Annotated in this window: 18 protein-coding genes; 17 read left to right on the top strand and 1 reads right to left on the bottom strand. The window is 58.0% G+C overall.

The window, feature by feature from the left end; genetic code table 11:
* The first annotated feature begins 19 nt into the window (after positions 1 to 19).
* From dxs to AC2TDJ_RS02440, 9 genes are all read left to right on the top strand, one after another.
* Positions 20 to 1951, top strand: a complete 1932-nt coding sequence (dxs, locus tag AC2TDJ_RS02400; protein ID WP_480838872.1) for a 1-deoxy-D-xylulose-5-phosphate synthase — start codon at positions 20 to 22, stop codon at positions 1949 to 1951.
* A gap of 177 nt (positions 1952 to 2128) precedes the next feature.
* Entirely contained in the window at positions 2129 to 2641 is a 513-nt protein-coding gene (gene napF, locus AC2TDJ_RS02405; protein ID WP_480838874.1) for a ferredoxin-type protein NapF, read from the top strand.
* A gap of 26 nt (positions 2642 to 2667) precedes the next feature.
* Positions 2668 to 2910: a chaperone NapD gene (locus AC2TDJ_RS02410; protein ID WP_480838876.1), complete on the top strand. Its 243-nt coding sequence runs from the start codon at positions 2668 to 2670 to the stop codon at positions 2908 to 2910.
* A 17-nt stretch (positions 2911 to 2927) separates the two neighbouring features.
* Positions 2928 to 5420, top strand: a complete 2493-nt coding sequence (napA, locus tag AC2TDJ_RS02415; protein ID WP_480838878.1) for a nitrate reductase catalytic subunit NapA — start codon at positions 2928 to 2930, stop codon at positions 5418 to 5420.
* Positions 5421 to 5447: 27 nt separating this feature from the next.
* On the top strand, positions 5448 to 6266 hold the full coding sequence (gene napG, locus AC2TDJ_RS02420) for a ferredoxin-type protein NapG (protein WP_480838879.1): 819 nt from the start codon (positions 5448 to 5450) through the stop codon (positions 6264 to 6266).
* The gene (gene napH / locus AC2TDJ_RS02425; protein ID WP_480838881.1) at positions 6263 to 7195 is read left to right on the top strand and encodes a quinol dehydrogenase ferredoxin subunit NapH; all 933 of its coding nucleotides are present in this window, start codon (positions 6263 to 6265) and stop codon (positions 7193 to 7195) included. The genes napG and napH overlap by 4 nt, the downstream gene beginning before the upstream one ends.
* Positions 7192 to 7626, top strand: coding sequence for a nitrate reductase cytochrome c-type subunit (locus tag AC2TDJ_RS02430; protein WP_480838883.1), 435 nt, complete (start codon positions 7192 to 7194; stop codon positions 7624 to 7626). The genes napH and AC2TDJ_RS02430 overlap by 4 nt, the downstream gene beginning before the upstream one ends.
* Before the next feature lie 27 nt (positions 7627 to 7653).
* Positions 7654 to 8355, top strand: coding sequence for a NapC/NirT family cytochrome c (locus tag AC2TDJ_RS02435; protein ID WP_480838885.1), 702 nt, complete (start codon positions 7654 to 7656; stop codon positions 8353 to 8355).
* Between the two features lie 14 nt (positions 8356 to 8369).
* Positions 8370 to 8627 (top strand): hypothetical protein, encoded by a 258-nt coding sequence (locus AC2TDJ_RS02440; protein ID WP_480838887.1) that lies wholly within the window; start codon positions 8370 to 8372, stop codon positions 8625 to 8627.
* Positions 8628 to 8987: 360 nt separating this feature from the next.
* Here the strand turns inward: AC2TDJ_RS02440 and AC2TDJ_RS02445 are convergent, their stop codons facing one another.
* The gene (locus tag AC2TDJ_RS02445) at positions 8988 to 10772 is read right to left on the bottom strand and encodes an ABC transporter ATP-binding protein (RefSeq protein ID WP_480838889.1); all 1785 of its coding nucleotides are present in this window, start codon (positions 10770 to 10772) and stop codon (positions 8988 to 8990) included.
* Between the two features lie 474 nt (positions 10773 to 11246).
* Between AC2TDJ_RS02445 and glf the strand changes: the two genes are divergently transcribed.
* The 8 genes from glf to AC2TDJ_RS02485 all read left to right on the top strand — a co-directional run bounded on the left by glf (position 11247) and on the right by AC2TDJ_RS02485 (position 19914).
* Positions 11247 to 12404 (top strand): UDP-galactopyranose mutase, encoded by a 1158-nt coding sequence (glf, locus tag AC2TDJ_RS02450; RefSeq protein WP_480838891.1) that lies wholly within the window; start codon positions 11247 to 11249, stop codon positions 12402 to 12404.
* 261 nt (positions 12405 to 12665) lie between these two features.
* Positions 12666 to 13745 (top strand): hypothetical protein, encoded by a 1080-nt coding sequence (locus tag AC2TDJ_RS02455; RefSeq protein ID WP_480838893.1) that lies wholly within the window; start codon positions 12666 to 12668, stop codon positions 13743 to 13745.
* On the top strand, positions 13742 to 14167 hold the full coding sequence (locus AC2TDJ_RS02460) for a hypothetical protein (RefSeq protein ID WP_480838895.1): 426 nt from the start codon (positions 13742 to 13744) through the stop codon (positions 14165 to 14167). The genes AC2TDJ_RS02455 and AC2TDJ_RS02460 overlap by 4 nt, the downstream gene beginning before the upstream one ends.
* Positions 14160 to 15278, top strand: coding sequence for a hypothetical protein (locus AC2TDJ_RS02465; RefSeq protein ID WP_480838897.1), 1119 nt, complete (start codon positions 14160 to 14162; stop codon positions 15276 to 15278). Before AC2TDJ_RS02460 ends, AC2TDJ_RS02465 begins: the two co-directional genes overlap by 8 nt.
* 92 nt (positions 15279 to 15370) lie before the next feature.
* On the top strand, positions 15371 to 17302 hold the full coding sequence (locus AC2TDJ_RS02470; RefSeq protein WP_480838899.1) for an AAA family ATPase: 1932 nt from the start codon (positions 15371 to 15373) through the stop codon (positions 17300 to 17302).
* Between the two features lie 348 nt (positions 17303 to 17650).
* On the top strand, positions 17651 to 18988 hold the full coding sequence (locus AC2TDJ_RS02475) for a DUF6638 family protein (protein ID WP_480838901.1): 1338 nt from the start codon (positions 17651 to 17653) through the stop codon (positions 18986 to 18988).
* Positions 18989 to 19255 (top strand): hypothetical protein, encoded by a 267-nt coding sequence (locus tag AC2TDJ_RS02480; RefSeq protein WP_480838903.1) that lies wholly within the window; start codon positions 18989 to 18991, stop codon positions 19253 to 19255.
* 11 nt (positions 19256 to 19266) lie between these two features.
* Positions 19267 to 19914 carry a DUF1523 family protein gene (locus AC2TDJ_RS02485; RefSeq protein ID WP_480838905.1) on the top strand — a complete coding sequence of 216 codons (648 nt, stop codon included), beginning with the start codon at positions 19267 to 19269 and terminating at the stop codon, positions 19912 to 19914.
* The last annotated feature ends 16 nt before the right edge of the window (positions 19915 to 19930 follow it).

Below are 19930 nucleotides of genomic sequence, written 5' to 3' on the forward strand. Positions count from 1 at the left end.
CGCAAGGAACGCGCCGAACATGACGTCTGAACGCCCGCATACACCATTGCTGGATCTTGTGAACCGCCCGGCGGACCTGAAACAGTTCTCGGACGCGCAATTGCATCAGATCGCCAGCGAGCTGCGGGCCGAGACCATTTCAGCCGTATCCGTGACAGGCGGACACCTTGGCGCAGGTCTGGGTGTCGTGGAACTGACAACGGCTCTGCATGCGGTGTTCGATACGCCGCGCGACAAAATCATCTGGGACGTCGGCCACCAGTGCTATCCGCACAAGATCCTGACCGAGCGGCGTGATCGTATCCGCACCCTGCGCCAAAAAGACGGGCTGAGCGGTTTCACCAAGCGCAGCGAGAGCCCGTACGACCCGTTTGGTGCGGCGCACAGTTCGACCTCGATCAGCGCCGCATTGGGTTTTGCCGTTGCGCGCGATCTGGGAGGTGTCACGCCAGAAGGGTTGGGCGATGCGATTGCAGTGATCGGTGACGGGTCGATGTCTGCGGGCATGGCCTTTGAGGCGATGAACAACGCCGGTCATCTGAAAAAGCGGTTGATCGTCATCCTGAACGACAATGAGATGAGCATCGCCCCGCCTGTCGGAGCGCTGTCAACCTATCTTTCGCGAATCTATGCCGAGGAACCGTTCCACGATCTGAAAGCCGCCGCAAAGGGGGCGGTGTCGCTGTTGCCCGAGCCTTTCCGCGAAGGCGCCAAGCGCGCTAAGGAAATGCTGAAAGGCATGGCAGTCGGCGGAACGTTGTTCGAAGAACTGGGCTTTTCCTATATCGGGCCGATCGACGGGCACGACATGGATCAGCTGCTGCCGGTTCTGCGCACGGTCAAGGCGCGGGCGACGGGTCCGATCCTGATCCACGTATTGACGAAGAAGGGCAAGGGATACGCTCCGGCCGAACAGGCCCGCGACCGGGGCCATGCAACGGCAAAGTTCGATGTGGTGACGGGTGAGCAGAAGAAAGCCCCGTCCAACGCGCCGTCATATACCTCTGTGTTTGGGAAAACGCTGGTGGATGAAGCTGCGCGCGATGACAAGATCGTGGCCGTGACCGCCGCGATGCCGGATGGAACCGGTTTGAGCCTGTTTGCGGAACGCTACCCGTCCCGTTGTTTCGATGTGGCCATAGCTGAACAGCACGGTGTGACGTTTTCGGCTGCGCTGGCGGCAGGCGGTATGAAACCGTTCTGCGCGATGTACTCGACCTTCCTGCAGCGCGGTTACGATCAGGTTGTGCATGATGTGGCTATTCAGCGCCTGCCGGTGCGCTTTGCCATCGACCGGGCGGGTCTGGTGGGCGCCGATGGTGCGACTCATGCGGGTTCGTTCGACATTGCCTATATGGCCAACCTGCCCGGCATGGTCGTGATGGCCGCAGCGGATGAGGCCGAGTTGATGCATATGGTGGCAACTGCCGCTGCGCATAACGATGGACCCATTGCCTTCCGTTATCCGCGTGGAGAAGGGGTTGGTGTAGACCTGCCCGAGCGTGGCGAAGTGCTGGAAGTCGGCAAAGGTCGCATGATTCAGAAAGGGGCTCGTGTGGCTCTGCTGTCGTTCGGCACCCGTCTTGCCGAAGTGCAAAAGGCCGCCGAAGCGCTTTCGGCCAGAGGTATCACGCCGTCGATCGCGGACGCGCGTTTTGCAAAACCACTGGACCGCGACCTGATTCTGGATCTGGCCGCCAATCACGAGGCACTTATTACGATCGAAGAGGGCGCCACCGGTGGGTTTGGCAGCCACGTCGCCCATCTTCTGGCTGAAGAGGGCGTTTTCGATCAGGGGTTGAAGTATCGCTCAATGGTGCTGCCGGACACGTTCATCGATCAGGCGAGCCCGCAGGACATGTACGCAGTGGCAGGCATGAATGCCGAGCATATCGAGGCCAAGGTGCTCTCGGTTCTTGGAGTCGCGACAATCGGAGAGAAACGTGCCTGAAACACGCGGTTCGGTAAAATTTGCATTTTTGACTCATAGAAACACGATTTTCGTGCGCTGATTAGGATTTAGATGTTTAATAAATGATCTAGGTCAAATTCAGAATCGTCGTGCTACACTATCAGCGGAGTATGGGCAGGCATCCGCTTCGCCTGAATACTCTAGGGTAGCAAGCACGTGAATCAGCTCGCAAACCGACGCGCATTTCTTCGTGGCAAAATGCTGCGACGAGACAGGTCCGCCATCCGGCCACCTGGTGTGGATGAGTGCGGCTTTTTCGACCTGTGCGAACAGTGCGACCACTGTGCCCGGGCCTGCCCGGAAAACATCATATCCTTTGATGCGCAAGGCTGGCCGGTTGTGGAACTCGACCACGGCCCCTGCACTTTCTGCGGCGCCTGTGCCCAGGCCTGTCCCACCGGCGCGTTACAGCCCGAACGGGTCGGCAGCTGGCCGTGGCGCGCAACTGTCGCCGCCACCTGCCTGTCCATGAACGGCGTCACCTGCCGCGTCTGTCAGGACGCCTGCGAGGAAGACGCCATAAGGTTCAGGTTGCAGCTTGGCGGACGCTCGGAGCCCACAGTTGAAACAAACACCTGCACCGGATGTGGCGCCTGCGCGGGCGCGTGCCCGGTTGGCGCTGTCAGCCTTGCTCGCCCTTCAACACCAAACCCGGAGGTTGCCGAATGAACATTTGCGGCTGTCTTGTCCATGTCATGCCTGACGCTGCAGTGCGCGCCCAGGAATCGATCCAGAGCGTGGACGGGGCCGAAGTCCATGCAGCCTCCGAGGACGGCCGCCTGGTTGTCGTCGTAGAAGACACCCCTGATCGGCTTGCGTCCGAGACCATCATGGATCTGCACCAGATCCCGGGAGTGATCTCGCTGTCGCTGACCTATCACCATTTCGAAGACCTCGCGGAGAGCCGTCCGCACCTCAACGCTTCTCGCAAGATATAAAGCCGGAGACCCACGTCATGACCATCTCTGAATCCCGCCGGACCTTTCTGAAATCCACGGCTGCCGCTGCTACCGCGTCGGCAGCGGGCCTGCCCCTGGCCACCGGCCAGGCCAATGCGCAGGTCGGCACCCCGGACATCCGCTGGGACAAGGCGCCCTGCCGGTTCTGCGGAACCGGTTGTTCCGTCCTTGTCGGCACCAAGGAAGGCCGTGTCGTTGCCACGCAAGGCGACCCCGACGCCCCGGTGAACCGGGGCCTGAACTGCATCAAGGGCTATTTCCTGTCCAAGATCATGTACGGCCAGGACCGCCTGACCACGCCGCTGCTGCGCAAGACCAATGGCGAATACGACAAAAACGGTGAATTCGAGCCCGTCAGTTGGGACGAAGCCTTCGACGTCATGGCCGCCAAATGGAAAGAGGCGCTGGCCAAGAAAGGCCCCAGCAGCATTGGCATGTTCGGGTCCGGTCAGTGGACGGTCTGGGAAGGCTATGCCGCAGCCAAGATGATGAAGGCTGGCTTCCGGTCCAACAATATCGACCCGAATGCGCGGCATTGCATGGCCTCGGCCGTTGTTGGATTCATCCGCACCTTCGGCATCGATGAGCCGATGGGCTGCTATGACGACCTGGAGCACGCAGACACATTCGTGCTGTGGGGCTCGAACATGGCCGAGATGCACCCGATCCTGTGGTCGCGCCTGACAGATACGCGGCTGACCAAGCCGGGCTGCGAAGTGCATGTCCTGTCGACCTTCGAGCATCGCTCGTTCGAGCTGGCCGACAATGGTATCATCTTCGCGCCGCAAACCGACCTGGCGATCCTGAACTACATCGCCAACTACATCATCCAGAACAATGCGGTGAACGAATACTTCGTTCGCAACCACGTCAACATCACCAAGACCGACACCGACATCGGTTATGGCCTGCGCGAAACCAACCCGCTGCAGCAGGAAGCGGCAAACCCGAATTCCGGCAAGCTGGAAACGATCACCTTTGACGAATATGCCGAGGCTGTCGCACCCTACACGTTGGAATACACGTCCGAACTGTCCGGTGTTCCGGCAGACAAGCTGGAAAAACTGGCCAAGCAATATGCCGACCCGACCCGCAAGGTGATGAGCCTGTGGACCATGGGCTTCAACCAGCATACGCGGGGATCCTGGGTGAACTCGCTGATGTACAACGTGCACCTCCTGGTCGGAAAGATTTCAGAGCCGGGCAACTCGCCCTTCTCGCTGACCGGTCAGCCATCGGCCTGCGGTACGGCGCGTGAAGTCGGCACCTTTGCCCACCGCCTGCCCGCCGACATGGTCGTGATGAACGACAAGCACCGCGAGATTTGTGAAACAGCCTGGAACGTGCCCGCCGGAACCATTCCGCCCAAGCCGGGTTTCCACGCTGTCTTGCAACACCGCAAACTGAAGGACGGTGACCTGAACGCCTATTGGGTGCAGTGCAACAACAACATGCAGGCCGCGCCCAACATGAACGAGGAAGGGTATCCCGGCTATCGCAACCCCGAGAACTTCATCACCGTCTCGGATCCCTATCCGACAGTCACTGCGGTTTCCGCCGACCTGATCCTGCCCACTGCCATGTGGGTCGAAAAGGAAGGCGCATATGGCAACGCCGAACGCCGTACCCAGTTCTGGCGCCAGCAGGTCAAGGCTCCGGGCGAGTCGAAATCGGACCTGTGGCAGGTCATGGAATTCTCGAAACGCTTCACCGTCGAAGAGGTCTGGGGCGAAGAACTGCTGGCCACCATGCCCGAACATCGCGGCAAGACCATGTATGACGTGCTGTTCGCAAACGGCAAAGTGGACCAGTTCCCGCTGTCCGAGACCGCAGAAGGGTTCGAAAACGACGAATCCGAACATTTCGGCTACTACGTGCAGAAGGGCCTGTTCGAAGAATATGCCGAGTTCGGTCGCGGTCATGCCCACGATCTGGCGCCGTTCGATACCTACCACCAGTCACGCGGCCTGCGCTGGCCGGTCGTGGACGGCCAGGAAACGCTCTATCGCTTCCGCGAAGGGTATGATCCTTACGTGCCCGAAGGCGCGGATGTGAAATTTTACGGCAAGAAGGACGGCAAGGCGAATATCATCTTTGCCCCCTATGAACCCGCCGCGGAAGAGCCGGATGAAGAGTACGATCTGTGGCTCTGCACCGGTCGTGTGCTGGAACACTGGCACTCGGGCTCGATGACCCGCCGCGTGCCGGAGCTGCACCGCTCCTACCCGGCTGCCGTGGTCTACATGCATCCCGAAGACGCACGGGAACGTGGCGTGCGCCGGGGGCAGGAGATCGTTCTGTCGACCCGTCGCGGCGAAGTGGTCAGCCGGGTCGAAACCCGAGGCCGTAACAAGGTGCCGCGCGGTCTGGTCTTCATGCCATGGTTCGACGAAGGCCAGCTGACCAACAAGCTGACGCTGGACGCGACCTGCCCGCTGTCGAAAGAGACCGACTTCAAGAAATGCGCCTGTAAGGTCGAGCGCGCGTAAAAGGCTGGCAAGGCAAAGGTAAGACCCATGTCTCGCGTTGGTACACCCCTTTCGCCGCAGCGGCGCCGGTTCCTGCAGGACTCGGCGCGCGCAGCGGGCGGCTGCGTGGCAGCCGGGTCCTTGCTGGCATGGCTGGCGCGGGACGCAAGGGCATTGCCGGCCGAGGCCCTGCGTCCACCCGGCGCCTTGCCGGAAAAAGACTTCCTGTCCGCCTGTATCCGTTGCGGTCTGTGTGTGCGGGAATGCCCCTATGACACGCTGAAACTGGCCGAGCTTGGGGTAGACGCGGCGGCCACGGGCACGCCGTATTTCACCGCGCGCGACATTCCCTGCGAGATGTGTGATGACATTCCTTGCGTCGCAGCCTGCCCGACGGGGGCGCTGGACCCTGCGCTGGACAATATCGATGACGCCAAGATGGGCGTGGCCGTTCTGGTCGATCAGGAGAACTGCCTGAACTTCCTCGGCCTGCGTTGCGATGTCTGCTACCGTGTTTGCCCTGTCATTGACGAGGCGATCACGCTTGAGACTTCGCATAACACAAGGTCGGGGCATCACGCGATCTTTGCACCCACGGTACATGCCGACCACTGCACCGGTTGCGGCGTGTGCGAGAAAAGCTGTGTTCTGCCCGAAGCCGCGATCAAAGTTCTGCCCATCCGTCTGGCGCGTGGCAGCGCCGCGGATCACTACCGCAAAGGATGGGAAGAAAAGGAAGCCAAGGGGGGGCCGGTGGTCGAAGGCCTCATTGATCTGCCCGACCGGTTGCCCGGACCGGGAACCGACAACCTTGCCGCGCCCGGTGGGTTCGAGCCCTCTTTCAAACTGCCGGAGGTCACCCAATGACGGCCCGGACGCAAATGCCAGTTGGACACGAGGCGGTGGCGGCCAAGGGATGGATCGGCGCCCATAAATACCTGCTGCTGCGCCGCGCCAGCCAGTTGTTCTTTTTGATCCTGTTTCTACTGGGCCCCTGGTTCGGCATCTGGATCGTGCAGGGCACGCTGGCCGGATCGCTGACCCTTGGCGTTTTGCCCCTGACAGATCCATTCGTGTTCCTGCAAAGCCTGATTGCCGGGCACTGGCCCGAACTGACCGCCGCCATCGGAGCCGCGATCGTTCTGGTGGCCTATGCCCTGATCGGAGGGCGGGTCTATTGTTCGTGGGTTTGCCCGATCAATCCGGTGACCGACGCGGCACACTGGCTGCATAACAGGCTGGGGTTGCAAAAAGGTTGGCAACCCAAGCGCAACACTCGGTTGTGGATACTTGCCACCGTCCTGATCGTGTCCGGCGTAACCGGTGTCATCGCATGGGAACTGGTGAACCCGATCACAATGCTGCACCGTGGTTTGATCTTCGGCATGGGCTTTGTCTGGTCCATGGTCGGCGCGATCTTCCTGTTCGATGTGTTTGTCTCGCGTCATGGCTGGTGCGGCCACTTGTGCCCGGTCGGTGCATTTTATGGGCTGGTCGGAAGCAAGAGCCTGCTGCGTGTCAGTGCCGCCAGCAGGTCGGCCTGCGACGACTGCATGGACTGTTATGCCGTCTGCCCGGAAAACCAGGTGATCTCGCCCGCGCTCAAGGGCAAGCCGGACAGTACCCCGGTGATCCTGTCGCCCGACTGCACCAATTGCGGCCGCTGCATCGACGTCTGCGCCGTGGACGTTTTCAAATTCACCCATCGGTTCGACACCCTGACTGTCGCACCTACCGAACCAACTGCTGCGCCCGAGGTGGCGCCTCGAGACCTTTTTGAAGGAGTGAGAAGATGAACAAGTCGATCCTGATGGGCCTTGCCCTGATCCCGCCGCTGCTCCTCGGTGGCCTGGCCCTTGCGCAATCCACCGGCGTTTCCACATTGCGCGGTGCCGAAGTTGACGAACCCGTCATCCTCGACAGCATTCCGCGTACTGTCGAAGGCCGCATGCAGCGCAATTACCGCCAGCAACCGCCGCTGATCCCGCATTCGGTCGAGCAATATCAGATCGATACGCGCACCAACCAGTGCCTGTCCTGCCACGACTGGACCAAAGCAGGCGAGCGCAACGCGCCGACGCTTTCGATGACCCATTACCTGGATCGGGACGGGGTGGAGCTGGATCACATCGCCGGTACGCGGTACTTCTGCAACCAGTGCCACGTTCCGCAGGCCGACGCGCCGCCGTTGGTGGAAAACGTCTTTGAACCTTCCTCCGGCAACTGAACTCAGATCTGAAAAGGAGCACGCGACATGGCCGACTCCCAAGAAAAACGTGGACCGATCCGTCGCCTCTGGGACTGGTTCTGGAGCCCACTCGCCGCCCTCAGCGTCGGTTTCACGCTGCTTGCCGGTTTTCTGGCAGGTATCCTGTTCTGGGGCGGATTCCACTGGACCCTGGAACTGACGAATACCGAAGAATTCTGTGTCTCGTGTCACACGATGGAAACCAACCTGGGTGAGTATCGCGAGACCATCCACTACAACAACCATTCCGGTGTGCGTGCGATCTGTTCCGATTGCCACGTGCCGCATGAATGGAACCACAAGATCAAAGCCAAGATCATGGCGGTCAAGGACGTCTACCACGAGCTGGCCGGTACAATCAGCACGCCGGAAAAATACGAAGCGCACCGTCTGAGCATGGCATCGGCCGTTTGGAAGAAGATGAAGGAATCCGATAGCCGCGAATGCCGCAACTGCCACAACTTCGACTATATGGATTTCACTATTCAGGAAGCCCGTGCCGCCGCGGAACACCAACGCGCGATTGACGAGAACATGACTTGTATCGACTGCCACCAGGGCATCGCCCACAGATTGCCGCCCGGATATCTGGAAGAATACCAGAGCATTACCGAAGCCCTGAATGCCGAGTCCGGCGAACCGCTTGAGAAACACGCGGCAGCCTCCGGTGACGATATCCGCTCGTTCCTGAGCGGTAGTAAAGATTAAAGTTGGGGGTTGAGATGCTGGATTTACTCGGAACCATCGGCGGCAACATCCTGAGCCTGCCCGGAATCCTTGGCCTTGCGCTGGGCATGATGACCCGTCAGTTGTGGCTGGGCGCCGCAATGGGTGGTCTTGTCGGCGTTCTGGAGACACTGGTGTTTGCAGGCTGGCAGTTCGCCAATGTTGAAGGCATGGAACTGATCATCGCCATCGTCGTCGGCGTCTGCGCGGGCAGCCTTGGTACTGCCATCCGGCGCAAGGGAACGACGGCCTGAAACCCGTTCGACCGCACGGAAAAACTTACTATCTCGGTGAGCGCGACCAACACTGTGTTTCAGTGGGGTCGCGCCACTGTTTTGTGGTGAACGAACCGGATCTCATTCGGAATGCTGGCAACCCGATCCTGAGCAGAGCTTTCTTGACTGAAATCCGATGAAACTCTTCTTCAAAAATTGAAATTCAAAGGTCAGGGGCGTCAGTTCCGTCGAGCCCCTGATGAAGACAGAGCTGTAAGGCACTGGTGAGCAGCTTTTGTGGCAGCACAAAAGCAGCCCTCTCCGCGCTCAAAGATTCCGCTGCCAATGTTTCTCCGGGTTTACCGAAGGGCGACAGCGCTGGCGGATTTGGAAATCTCGTTAGTCCGCGACCTCGACGCCCGGTTCGTGCTTTCTGAACTGCTGATCGAACAGTTGACGAAAGCTGCCGTTTTTCTTCATCAGCTCGTCCAGATTGCCTTGTTCGACAACGGCTCCGTCCTGCACAACTATAATTCTATCCGCTTCCAGGACGGTGGAAAGGCGGTGCGCAATTACGATCACTGTCATGTCCTTTGTAAGTGCATCCAAGGCGCTCTTGACCAGAGATTCCGATTCAGCATCAAGCGCGCTGGTTGCCTCATCCAACAACAGGATCTCGGCGTTGCGTAAAATCGCGCGGGCAATCGCAATACGTTGCTTTTGCCCACCAGACAGAAACGTACCGTTTTCACCAACTTGCGTTTCATACCCGTCAGGCAGGGCACAGATGAAATCATGCGCATGCGCAGCGCGTGCCGCTTCCATCACTTCCTCGTCCGTGGCATCGGGCGCGGAACAGCGCAGGTTTTCCATCACAGAGGTCGAAAACAGGAATGTGTCCTGACTGACATACGAGATCTTTCGGCGCAGCGAGGCGAAACTGGCTTCACGCAAGTCCTGTCCGTCGATCTCTACAATTCCGTCGTCAGGATCATAAAACCGCATGATCAGACCGAATATAGTCGACTTGCCCCCACCCGATTGCCCGACCAAGGCGGTGGTTTTTCGCGCTTCAAAAGTCACATTCATGTTTTCGATTACCGGCATTGCACCTTGATATCCGAATGTGACATTTCGCAAAGTGATCTCGCCCGGGCCCTGTAATAGCTCGCGCGCATCCGGGCTTTCCTGCATCGTGTCTTCCTGGTCGAGCAAGCCGAACAACATGCCGACACCGACCATGCAGGTTTCTATCTGGACGCGCATCCTCGACAACCGTTTGGCGGGCTCGTACGCCATCAGCAGCGCAGTAATAAAGGACATCAACTGACCCGCCGTGGGCTGCTCGCTGCCAGCGATTCCCATTGTGCTGACCAAAAGGACGCCAGCGACCGCCAGCCCGGCCAAAAACTCCATCAGCGGGCTGGCGATGGATTGCAATCTCGCAATGTCGTTCGATCGTTCCTCGACCTTGCGAATGGCAGTGTCCATGCGTGTGACCATGCGATCTTCCAGCGAGAAGACCTTGATCACTTTGATCCCAGCCGACGTCTCTTGCAAAACGCGGATGATTTCAGCCAGTGATTTGAACTCTGCCTGCATGATTGAGCGCACGCTTTTCAGAAGGTAGCGCACACCCAGCAATGCCACCGGCCCCACGACAAAGAACATTATCGAAAGAACGGGTTGCTGATAGACCATGACAATGACGAGACCCACCAGTGTCAGCGCATCACGAACGAACCCGGTGACAATTACATCAATGAGTTGTCGCGCCGCTTGTGCGCCGTGAGTGGTTCTCATCAAAAGGTCAGAAGACTCGTTTGCTGTAAAAAAAGAAATGCCATGCCTGAGAAGCTTGCGATAAACCCGATCCTGCTGCGCCGCAACGATCCGGTTTCCGGCCCGAGCGAGAAATACGGCCTGAATGTAGGTCGCGATCGCTTTGGCAAGGAAAAGGCCCACAACCCCCAACGCAATCATAGGAACCCATCCGCGCATATCGGGGCTGGTCATGGCATCGACAATATACTCCATCATGTAGGCAGAGCCGGCCGTGGTCGCCGCAACGGCAATCATTGCAATAATCGCGATCCCGTAAAGCCCACCTTGCGCATAGAAGCTCTCACCGATGAGGCGGCCCATATAGCCTGACCGCCATTCATTCCAGGCGCGCTTTATCATTGCAAACTCCAGATCATGAAACCCTGCGCCCGCTCAGATATCCCATAATTGTTTCCGCCAAAAGTGCCGATGAACATTTAATGGGGTTTCACCCAAGCCGGCTGCCCGGTGTTGCTGGCAAGTAATACCGGATTTCCAGGCCGCAAGGTTTTACTTACAGAAGCCTTCACGAAAAACACATGCCAAAATTCGCACTGGCGCATGGTGTTGCGGCAGCCCTGGCAACGGTTGGCAATAAGGCTGGCCTGCCCAGGACACTTGGCGCGACCCCCGACTTGTTTGGAAAGCTCTTTCTTTCGTTTCGGTTTTTGTTGAAACCGGGGTGTCCAGGCACATCACAATTTACATCGACGCTCTATGCCAACCTGGTGGACATCCGTGTCCAGTTGAGATGAATATTGAAACTCGAGCGTTTTAGTGGAAATCGAATGCGGAACATCCCGACAAAGATTGCCATATCCAAAAGGTGTCCGAGTGGAAACATGTCGATTTCTGATAGTTGGTGCAGGGCTATCCGGGGCGGTAATCGGACGGGAACTGGCCGAGCACGGTCATGAAATCTCGGTAATAGACAGCCGCGACCATATCGGGGGCAATTGTCATACGGATCGCGATGACGAAACCGGCGTTATGGTCCACGTGTACGGTCCGCACATCTTTCACACGGATGATGTGGAGGTTTGGCAGTACGTAAACCGGTACGCCAGTTTTCTGCCGTACAAGAACCGGGTGAAAGCCACGTCACGGGGTCAGGTTTTTTCGCTGCCCGTGAATCTGCACACGATCAACCAGTTTTTCGGTAAAGTACTGCGGCCGGACGAAGCGCGCGCCTTTATCGCTCATGAGCAAGCGGATACGTCGATATCCGATCCGCAAAGTTTCGAAGAGCAGGCAATGCGTTTCGTCGGTCGTGAATTGTACGAAGCGTTCTTCAAAGGGTATACAATCAAGCAATGGGGCTGCCACCCGTCTGAATTGCCTGCCTCGATCCTCAAGCGTCTTCCGGTACGGTTCAACTACGACGACAACTACTTTTTTCACAGATTCCAGGGCATGCCTGAAAACGGGTATACCGAAATGGTCGCCGCAATCCTGGATCATCCGTCAATTTCGGTGCATCTGAACACCACCTTTGACCGCACGACCGTCGACACATTCGACCACGTCTTCTATTCCGGGCCGCTGGACGGCTATTTTGATTTTGAGCTGGGCCGCCTGGGTTATCGAACCTTGGACTTTGAATCCTTCACGTACAAAGGGGATTATCAGGGATGCGCGGTGATGAATTACAGCGATGAGGATGTGCCCTACACGCGCATCACCGAGCACAAGCACTTTGCACCCTGGGAAACGCACGAAATGTCAGTGTGTTACCGTGAATACTCTCGGGCGGCGGATCCTGGCGATATCCCCTATTACCCGATCCGACAAGTGAAGGAAAAAGCGCTGCTTGCTGAATATGTTGAAATGGCGAACAGGACGCAGAACGTAACGTTCGTCGGTCGCTTGGGAACTTATCGTTATCTGGATATGGACGTGACGATCAAGGAGGCGCTGCATACAGCAGAAGCAACTCTTGCAGCCCTGTCCGAGGGAGGTCCAATCAAACCGTTTTTTGTTTCGGTCTTGTAAGACTGGCGGCACGACACCCCGCATTCGAAAAGGTCACATCTTTCGTTCGACCGTCAGATACGCACCAAGACTGGCGGTGGCGGTTCCTCGTCGCACTATCTGTCGCCGTAGTGAAAATGACTGATAAGGACAGGTCTCTGCACCTATCTTTTTCCGCGCGAGTTTGCCAATCTTTGCAGGATTTCAGCACCCAATGGGGATGTAAATAATTGTAACATCTCCTATCTTATTGGGTACATAAGGAAAACAGGGATAGCACAGATGTCGAACCAGCAATTCGAAGCATTGATCGAAGAGACTCAGGCGAAGGTCCGCGAAAGCCAGTCACAGATCGAAGGGCTGACCTCGCGAATCGAGGCCGCCCGCGCCAAGATCGGCACCGCCGAGGCGGATATCGACATCGAAAATGCCACGCTCGAGGACGTACACGCCCATACTGAGGTGATGAACGCCAACATCGCCGAGCTGATCATGGGTCTGGACGACGTCACCAGTGCCTTTTCCAAGGATTTCGACGAGATGCGTTCGAAAACCGGGTGGGAATCGTTTGTCGGCATCTTTTCCAAGGGTAAGTCAGAGTCGATGCGGCAGGAGCGGATGCGCACCGCCAACATCGACGACAAGCTGCAGGACCTGATCGCCAAATCGGACGTGATCGTGAAGCTGCTGGAAGGGCAACTGGCCGTTCTGGAAGAACAGCGCGTGAAGGTCGAGGACAACCTGAGCGGTACGCTGGACGATCGTGAGGCAACCGTGGCCGAATTGGAAGCGCTGCGGGCCGAGATTCAGGGGATGGACCCGACGATCATCACTCTGGAAAACAAGATCAGCGTCGAACAGGACGCCGCCGCGCGGACCCAGCTTGAAACCGAACTGGCCGAACTGAACAAGCAATACAACGCCAAGGTTCAGGAGGAGCAGGTCAAGCTGGCCAAGTCCCAGACGCTGGAGCGCTATATCGAAAAGGGCAAAACCTGGGTCGATTCACTGCAAAATCAGGCGGCGACGCAGATGGTGCTGATCAACAAGCTGCAGACAGACACCCAGCAGCGCGTGGTGCTGTATGACGCTCTGACCAAGTCGCTGAAGACCGCGCAGCAGCAGGACGTGGCCCACCGCATCAACGAGATCGGCGTGCAGACCGACCAAGAGGCGCAAACCGCCATGGCCGCCATCGGCACCGCCACCAACCAGAAGATGGCTGACATGCTTGAGGCGCACGAGGACCACATGGTCTTTGCCCGCGACGTGCTGGAGAAAAAGGCCAAGGCGGACGAACGCTTTGCCCGCCGCTTTGCCTCGATTGTAGAGAAGCATGATAAGAATTTGTATGGGGGATGAGGGTTTTGCAGTACACAAGGCGAGAACTGCTCAACACGATCCCGCTTGTGCTAAACACCGTTTTCTTAGTTGTCTTTGTCGTAGGGTTGGTGTCTGAAAAACCTATCCTAAGTGTGGTGTCAGTTTGGGCTTTTGTGGCTGTCTATTTGTATGTGGCTTTGTTCATCAAGCCGAAGTGGGGACGTTATGTTGAGCCGGAACGTCAGATGAATTTTTTGGAAGCAATAGGTTCCAAACTACTCTGGCGCCAATTTAGAAGCCGGTGGATATTTCCATTATTGGGAATGCTGCTCGGTAGCTCTTTGGTTTTTTCTATGGGGTTGCCGTGGAGTGGTGTGATTGGTCTCTACTGTCTCGTTTTTGTTGGCGCTCTAGAAGACTGTAGAATGAGAATTGAACGCCCAGAAGCGCCCAATGACTAACCCAACCCAAGACCATGTCGGCTTGACCGACACCTTCGCCTCGCGCCGTTATTTCCGTAAATTCGAGGTGATCACCGTCCACCTACTGCGCGTGGCTGCGACGATGGAGGCAGAGGGCGCGATCAGCAAGCAAGAGGTGCGGATCGTGTCGCGCTACCTTTCGGGGCTGCTCTATACCTTTCGTGCGCTCAGCATGAAATACCTGCTGGTCGGGCGCGATACGGGGCGGTTCTTTGGCAGCCTTGCGATGGACAAGCGTGACAGCGGGTTTCCGGTGGCGGCCGAGCTGCTGACCATGGCTAATGACGCGCAGCAGGCGCAGGTGCATCTGGCGAATATGCCCTCGGAGGATGATCTGAAAACGGACATGGTGCGGACGATCATCAGTGATCAGGAAATCCCCACCAAACTGCAATTCGCGCTGTCCCAAAGGCTCTATTACGAAGAACTGCTGAAGGGTCAGCTGTTCTGGGCCCGCAACGATCCCGAATGCCACTGGATCGGGAATGAGGGCGAGCGGCGGAAATTCCTGATCCATTGGGCGGTCTATGACAGCCAGATCAATCTGCCGGTGATCTACCTGATGCAGTTGGAGGACAGCGGCAAGACCGCCCTGCCCAAGGACCAGCGTCGCTGGCCCGAGGTACAGGCACATCTGATGGCGCAATCTCTGGGCGGGCTTAAACTGGTGACGATTGCCAAGGGCTTCGATCAGGATTTCGACGACCTGCACCCCAAACACCTGCGCCGCATCCATGTGGGTCCGATGTATTCCTCGGCCTATACCGAACAATCCGGTCCGCTGCGGCAGGTGCTGGAGGACGCGCAATCTCCGCAAGGTCAGGACTGGGCGCTGGCCTGGACCACCGAGGAACTGGAAAGCGAAGAGGTGATCGAGGAACGCGCCGGATGGTTTTCGACCGTAGAGCGCGAGGTGTTCGCTTTGGACCCGTTCGGCGGGCAAGGGGCCGAGACCGGGGCCACCCGTACCCAGCGGTCGATCATCCTGCCCCAGCGCCCGTTTCAGGTGCTGGCCGAGCGTAACCCGCCGGGCTTTGCCGATGTGCGCAAGTTCGTGGTCAGCAAGACCGGCCAGGTGTTGAGGTATTGAGATTTTCGCCTTCCCTTACAGACCCTTTCAGGATCCTGTCGGGCAGTGGGACGAGAGTATTTTTGAAAAGATGAAGCAAGGGCGGTTTTGAGATGAGTTTGACGTCAGATCAGATGGAATTGCGCGAAGACGACATTCGCAAGCATTATCCGGCGGCGACGGCCTTGCTGAATGGGTTCGAACATGCGCCACGGATTGCGAAGCCTGTTGAGGCCGCTGTTGAACGGTCACCGGGTGTATCGACCGGACGGCGGTTTCGGTCGACGACACCGGGGTTGGTGACGCGGCGCACGGTGCGCGCTGACGGAGTGCATCTGGTTGAACGGATCGAGGCCTCGGATGATGGGGATGCATTGGTCTCGCCGCCTCAGGCGACAACGCAGCAGGCAATCCGCCGTGCCATAGCCATCGCTCTGGCCGTAGCCGAGGCATATGCGGAACAGACCCCGCTGGCCGATCTCAAACGTGCGAATTTGGCCGGAGATCTGCCTGCCGCCCGCAAGGCTGAGTTCTCGGAACTGCTGACGGCAGAGGCCCTGATCACCTCGCACGCTTTCGGCAATGCGCTGGCCTATCTGATGTCGTCGCATCTGGGCGAGACGACTGCCGATATCGGTGAGATCGAAGAGGTTCTGACCGACAACGGCCAACTCGCCCTGCACGGCGCGCTGTGGGAGTTGGACCAAACGCTGGCCAAACACGCCCCCGACGACGCCCATCTGATTGCGGCGACCAGTGCTTATGCCGAGCAATTGATGGAGAAAGCCGCCCTGCGAGCGCAGACGGCAGGCCATCTGGCCCCGTTCCAGAACGCCGCCTGGCATATCGAGGCCGATGACCTGACGATCCGGGGCTTTGAACCGGCCTCAAAAGCCAAATCCACCACCCTGACCATGACATTCAAGAAACCGAACGAGGTGGTGGGCAACCATATCGCCAAGTATCAGGCCATGAAGCTGGCCAAGATGGTGATGGCCTATGATTTTGACCGCCGCCTGAACCCGTTCGCGGAACTCGGTGGCTTCATCTTCACCTTCATGGGCGACGGCAAGCCGGGCACCGGCAAGACGACCCTGATCCAGATGATGGCCGGGCTGATCAACGACTATTGCCAGAACGCGGGCTATCCGTTTCGCTATCAGAACCTGAGCACCGACAATATCGACAGCTATCAGGGCAAATCCGGCCAGAACGCCAAGGCCTTTATCAACACGATCATCGACCCCTCGGTCATCGGTTTCGGCACCATCGACGATATCGACCAACTGGCGGGCAAACGCGGCGACCGGCAGTCGTCAGCCGGGCAGTTGGAAATCACAGCTGTGTTGATGGAGAGCTTTGCGGGTGCCAACACCGTCGTGCGCGGCAACTGCACCTTTGGCATGTTCTCGAACTATCCCGAGAATGTGGACGACGCCCTGCGTCAGCGCGCCGGCGCGCGGTTCCTGGTGGACGGGCCGCAGACGCGCGAGGATTACATCGACATCCTGCACCTGCTGATGGGCCGCAACCACGACATTCCGCTGGGCGAGCATGAAGCCTACGCCGCGCAGGAAATCAAAAAGGCCGTTGCCGCCAGCTTCGAAAGTCATTCCCGCCCGCATGAGGACGCCTTGCTGCAGGTTTACGACCGGGTCTCCGGCGATATCGGCCAGATGGACACCATCGCCAAACTGGGCACCTACCTCAAGGCGATCCAGCAGGCGGATGAGCGCTTTACTGGTCGCGCGATCAAGAACATCACCGACGCGGTCAAGGTCCGCGCGATGGATTTCGAACTGCCTGACGAATGGATGGAGAACCCTGACCTGTTCCTGTTCCGCGACTACGACACCAAGAAGGCGATGATCGAGGACCTGCGCCAGCCGATCACGGTGGAAATGGTGATGCAAGAGATCAACCGCTACGCCGACAGCGAATTCCGCTATGCCGACAAGAGCGACGAGGTCGCCATCGAGAACGCGGTGCGCGAGATGGGCCGAATGGAAGAGGCCAAGCGGCGGTATCTGGAGGGAAAGGGGTGACAGTGTTTGGAGTTCTTACAGGGCTGACCATACTCCTACTTTGCTTTTTTGCACCGGGTTGGATTGTTAACAATGAACGAAAGTCATGGCTAGGGTTAAAAAGGTTCTTGCTGGGAAGCTTAAGCGTGGGCGTTGGTCTATCTGTTCTCCAAATTGCATCTAGTTTGGTAGGTGCGCGCGTTCTACTCCCCAGGGACTTCCTTATTCTGGTCTTGGGGACGGCATTCTATTGGGTGCCTTTGTTGCTGATCAGGATCGTACAAATCGCGTATTCTGAGAGACGGCGCGCAACAAAAGTGGTGCAATCGTGATTAGTAACAAGATTCGCAGCGACGGTCGGGTTGAGCGATGATCCGCCTCATCGAAAAAGGCCTGATGTTCGGCAACCTCGTCCACATCTCCAGCCCGGCTCTGGTCGAGCGGTATAACCGCGCGTTGCAGCATCTGGCGGGCAAGACCACGGCGTTGACGGATTTCCATGTCGATATCTCGGGCTATTCGCCGGAGGTGGGGATTGAGCTGGAGGACGAGCTTTACCTCAATCCCAACGGGGTCAACCGGCAGTTCATTCTGCTGACGACCGAGCAGAAACGCGCGCCTTTGCTAAACGTCAAATTCTCGACCTCGCGCGATATTCTGCGCGAATTCATCGAGATGAACGAGGCGCAGTTATTTGCCCTGACCGCCACCGATGCGGTGGCCGGAGAGCTGGTGAACTCGGTCTTCAAACTCACCACCCCGCGCGATCTGCTGAACCTGAGCAAGATCGAGATCGAAGCGGATACCGCAGGCGGCACCCTGCGCAAGGCGCAGCAACTCGCAGGCATGGTCGAGCGGTTCAAGACAAAAGAGGACGCCTGGTTTGACGATGTATTGATCGCGAAGATGATCGAAACCGCCAAGGAAACCGGAGACGTCACCCGCAATCCCGTCCGTCTTCGCCACACGGCGTTCGAACAGCGCAATTTCTGGACGGCGCATTTCGGCGGGCTCTACCTGTTCCCGGATCTGGATCACCCGGCAGCGATCTGCATGGGCGACAAGCCCGACGACTTGCCAATCAAGTGTGTTTTTGCCCCGTCGCAGCGGAACCAGATCGCCAAGTTCCTGACCTACAACGATCTGGTCGAACCGATTGTGAAAGCTCGTGGTGTGGATGCAGCCGCAATCTTGCAGCAGAAGATGGACTTTCTGACTGTTGACGCGGCCGCGGATGCTGATCTCGATCTGACGGAACTGGATCGCAGCGATATGCGGCGCCTGGCCCGCAACCACTCTGACCGTTTACCCGAGGCCTATCACGGCCTCGCGCAACTGCTGCGCTGGGCCACCGATGGCGGGCCATGGCCGCGCATCACGTCAGATCATCCGGCATATTTTTATACGCTGCGGGCGTCCGATACGCCGAACCGCGATCTGGTGAACATGCTGCTGGCCGAGCTGGCACCCCTGGACCCGCGCCAGATGTTCATCTGCCATAAGGAACTGTTCTACAACACCTACAAAACGTGGCCCGAGACCAAGAAAGCCTATGTTGCCGACTTCCTCGCGCGCGAGTATCAGGTGGACAAGGCAGGCGCCCGCGCCGCTTTGTTCGGTCATGAGCCGGACATGAGCGGCAACGACAGAGTCAGCGATGAGATCATCGCCCGCGTCGGACCCTGGGGCGCTGTAGGGAGAAACTAAATGTTCGTCGCACTCCGCTTTCTGATCCCGCTGCTGATCATTTTAACGGTGATCTATTTCGGCTTATCGGTTTATTCCCGCTTGGTGCGGCGGCGTAAATTGATCGCGCATTGGGAAAAAAAAGGGATGACAGGCGATCGTGACGCCTTTGTCGCGCGCGGGTTGAGGAAGTATGAAAACTCCTTTCGCAAAAAGCTGTTGCTGGGTGTTTACGTTGTCCCGCTTGGGGCAATTGCCCTGCTGATCTACATTACCAATTTCAAATGAGGGCCGGATAGATGGTCTATGTTAAGTGGGCGTTCATCATAATTTTCTGGGGCTTGGTCGCCTCAGTGCTGGAATACACGCTGCCGCAGCAGGATGTGGTGCGGATCGTTAAGACCGAGGTGCGGAGGGTTGATTTCGGTGAGAATTCGATCTTCTGGGCGCAGCAGGACACGGGGCAGGAAACCGCCCAAGCAGTCAACCGTGATGTACGCTTTGTCGAAACCTTCCGCCCCAACGGAAAGCCGCGCGTCTATCGGAACGAGGATACCGGTTGGGGTTGGCCGCCCTATTTCAAGCTCGACAGCTCGAATCTGCAGGCGGAACTAACCAATCTTGTGTCGACCGCAGACAGCCCGCAATGGGTAGTTTTGCGCCACTATGGCTGGCGCAATCAGCTTATGTCGATCTTTCCCAACGTGGTGTCTGTGCGACCAGTGGACAGCCCTGACGTGCGGCTGATCCCGTGGTTCAACATCATCTTCCTGACGGTGTTCTTTGCCATCGTCTGGGCGCTTTGGGTGCGGTGGCGCCGGTTCCGGCAGCGCCGCATTGACCCGATGTTGGAAAGCGTCGAAGACGGTCTGTACGCCGCCGGTGACGCGATCGAAGAGCGTGGCAGTAGGGTCCGGCGGTGGCTGGACAGCTGGAAATCAAAGTGATGACGGAGCGGGGGTA

The organism is Ruegeria sp. HKCCD6647-2 (assembly GCF_057221075.1).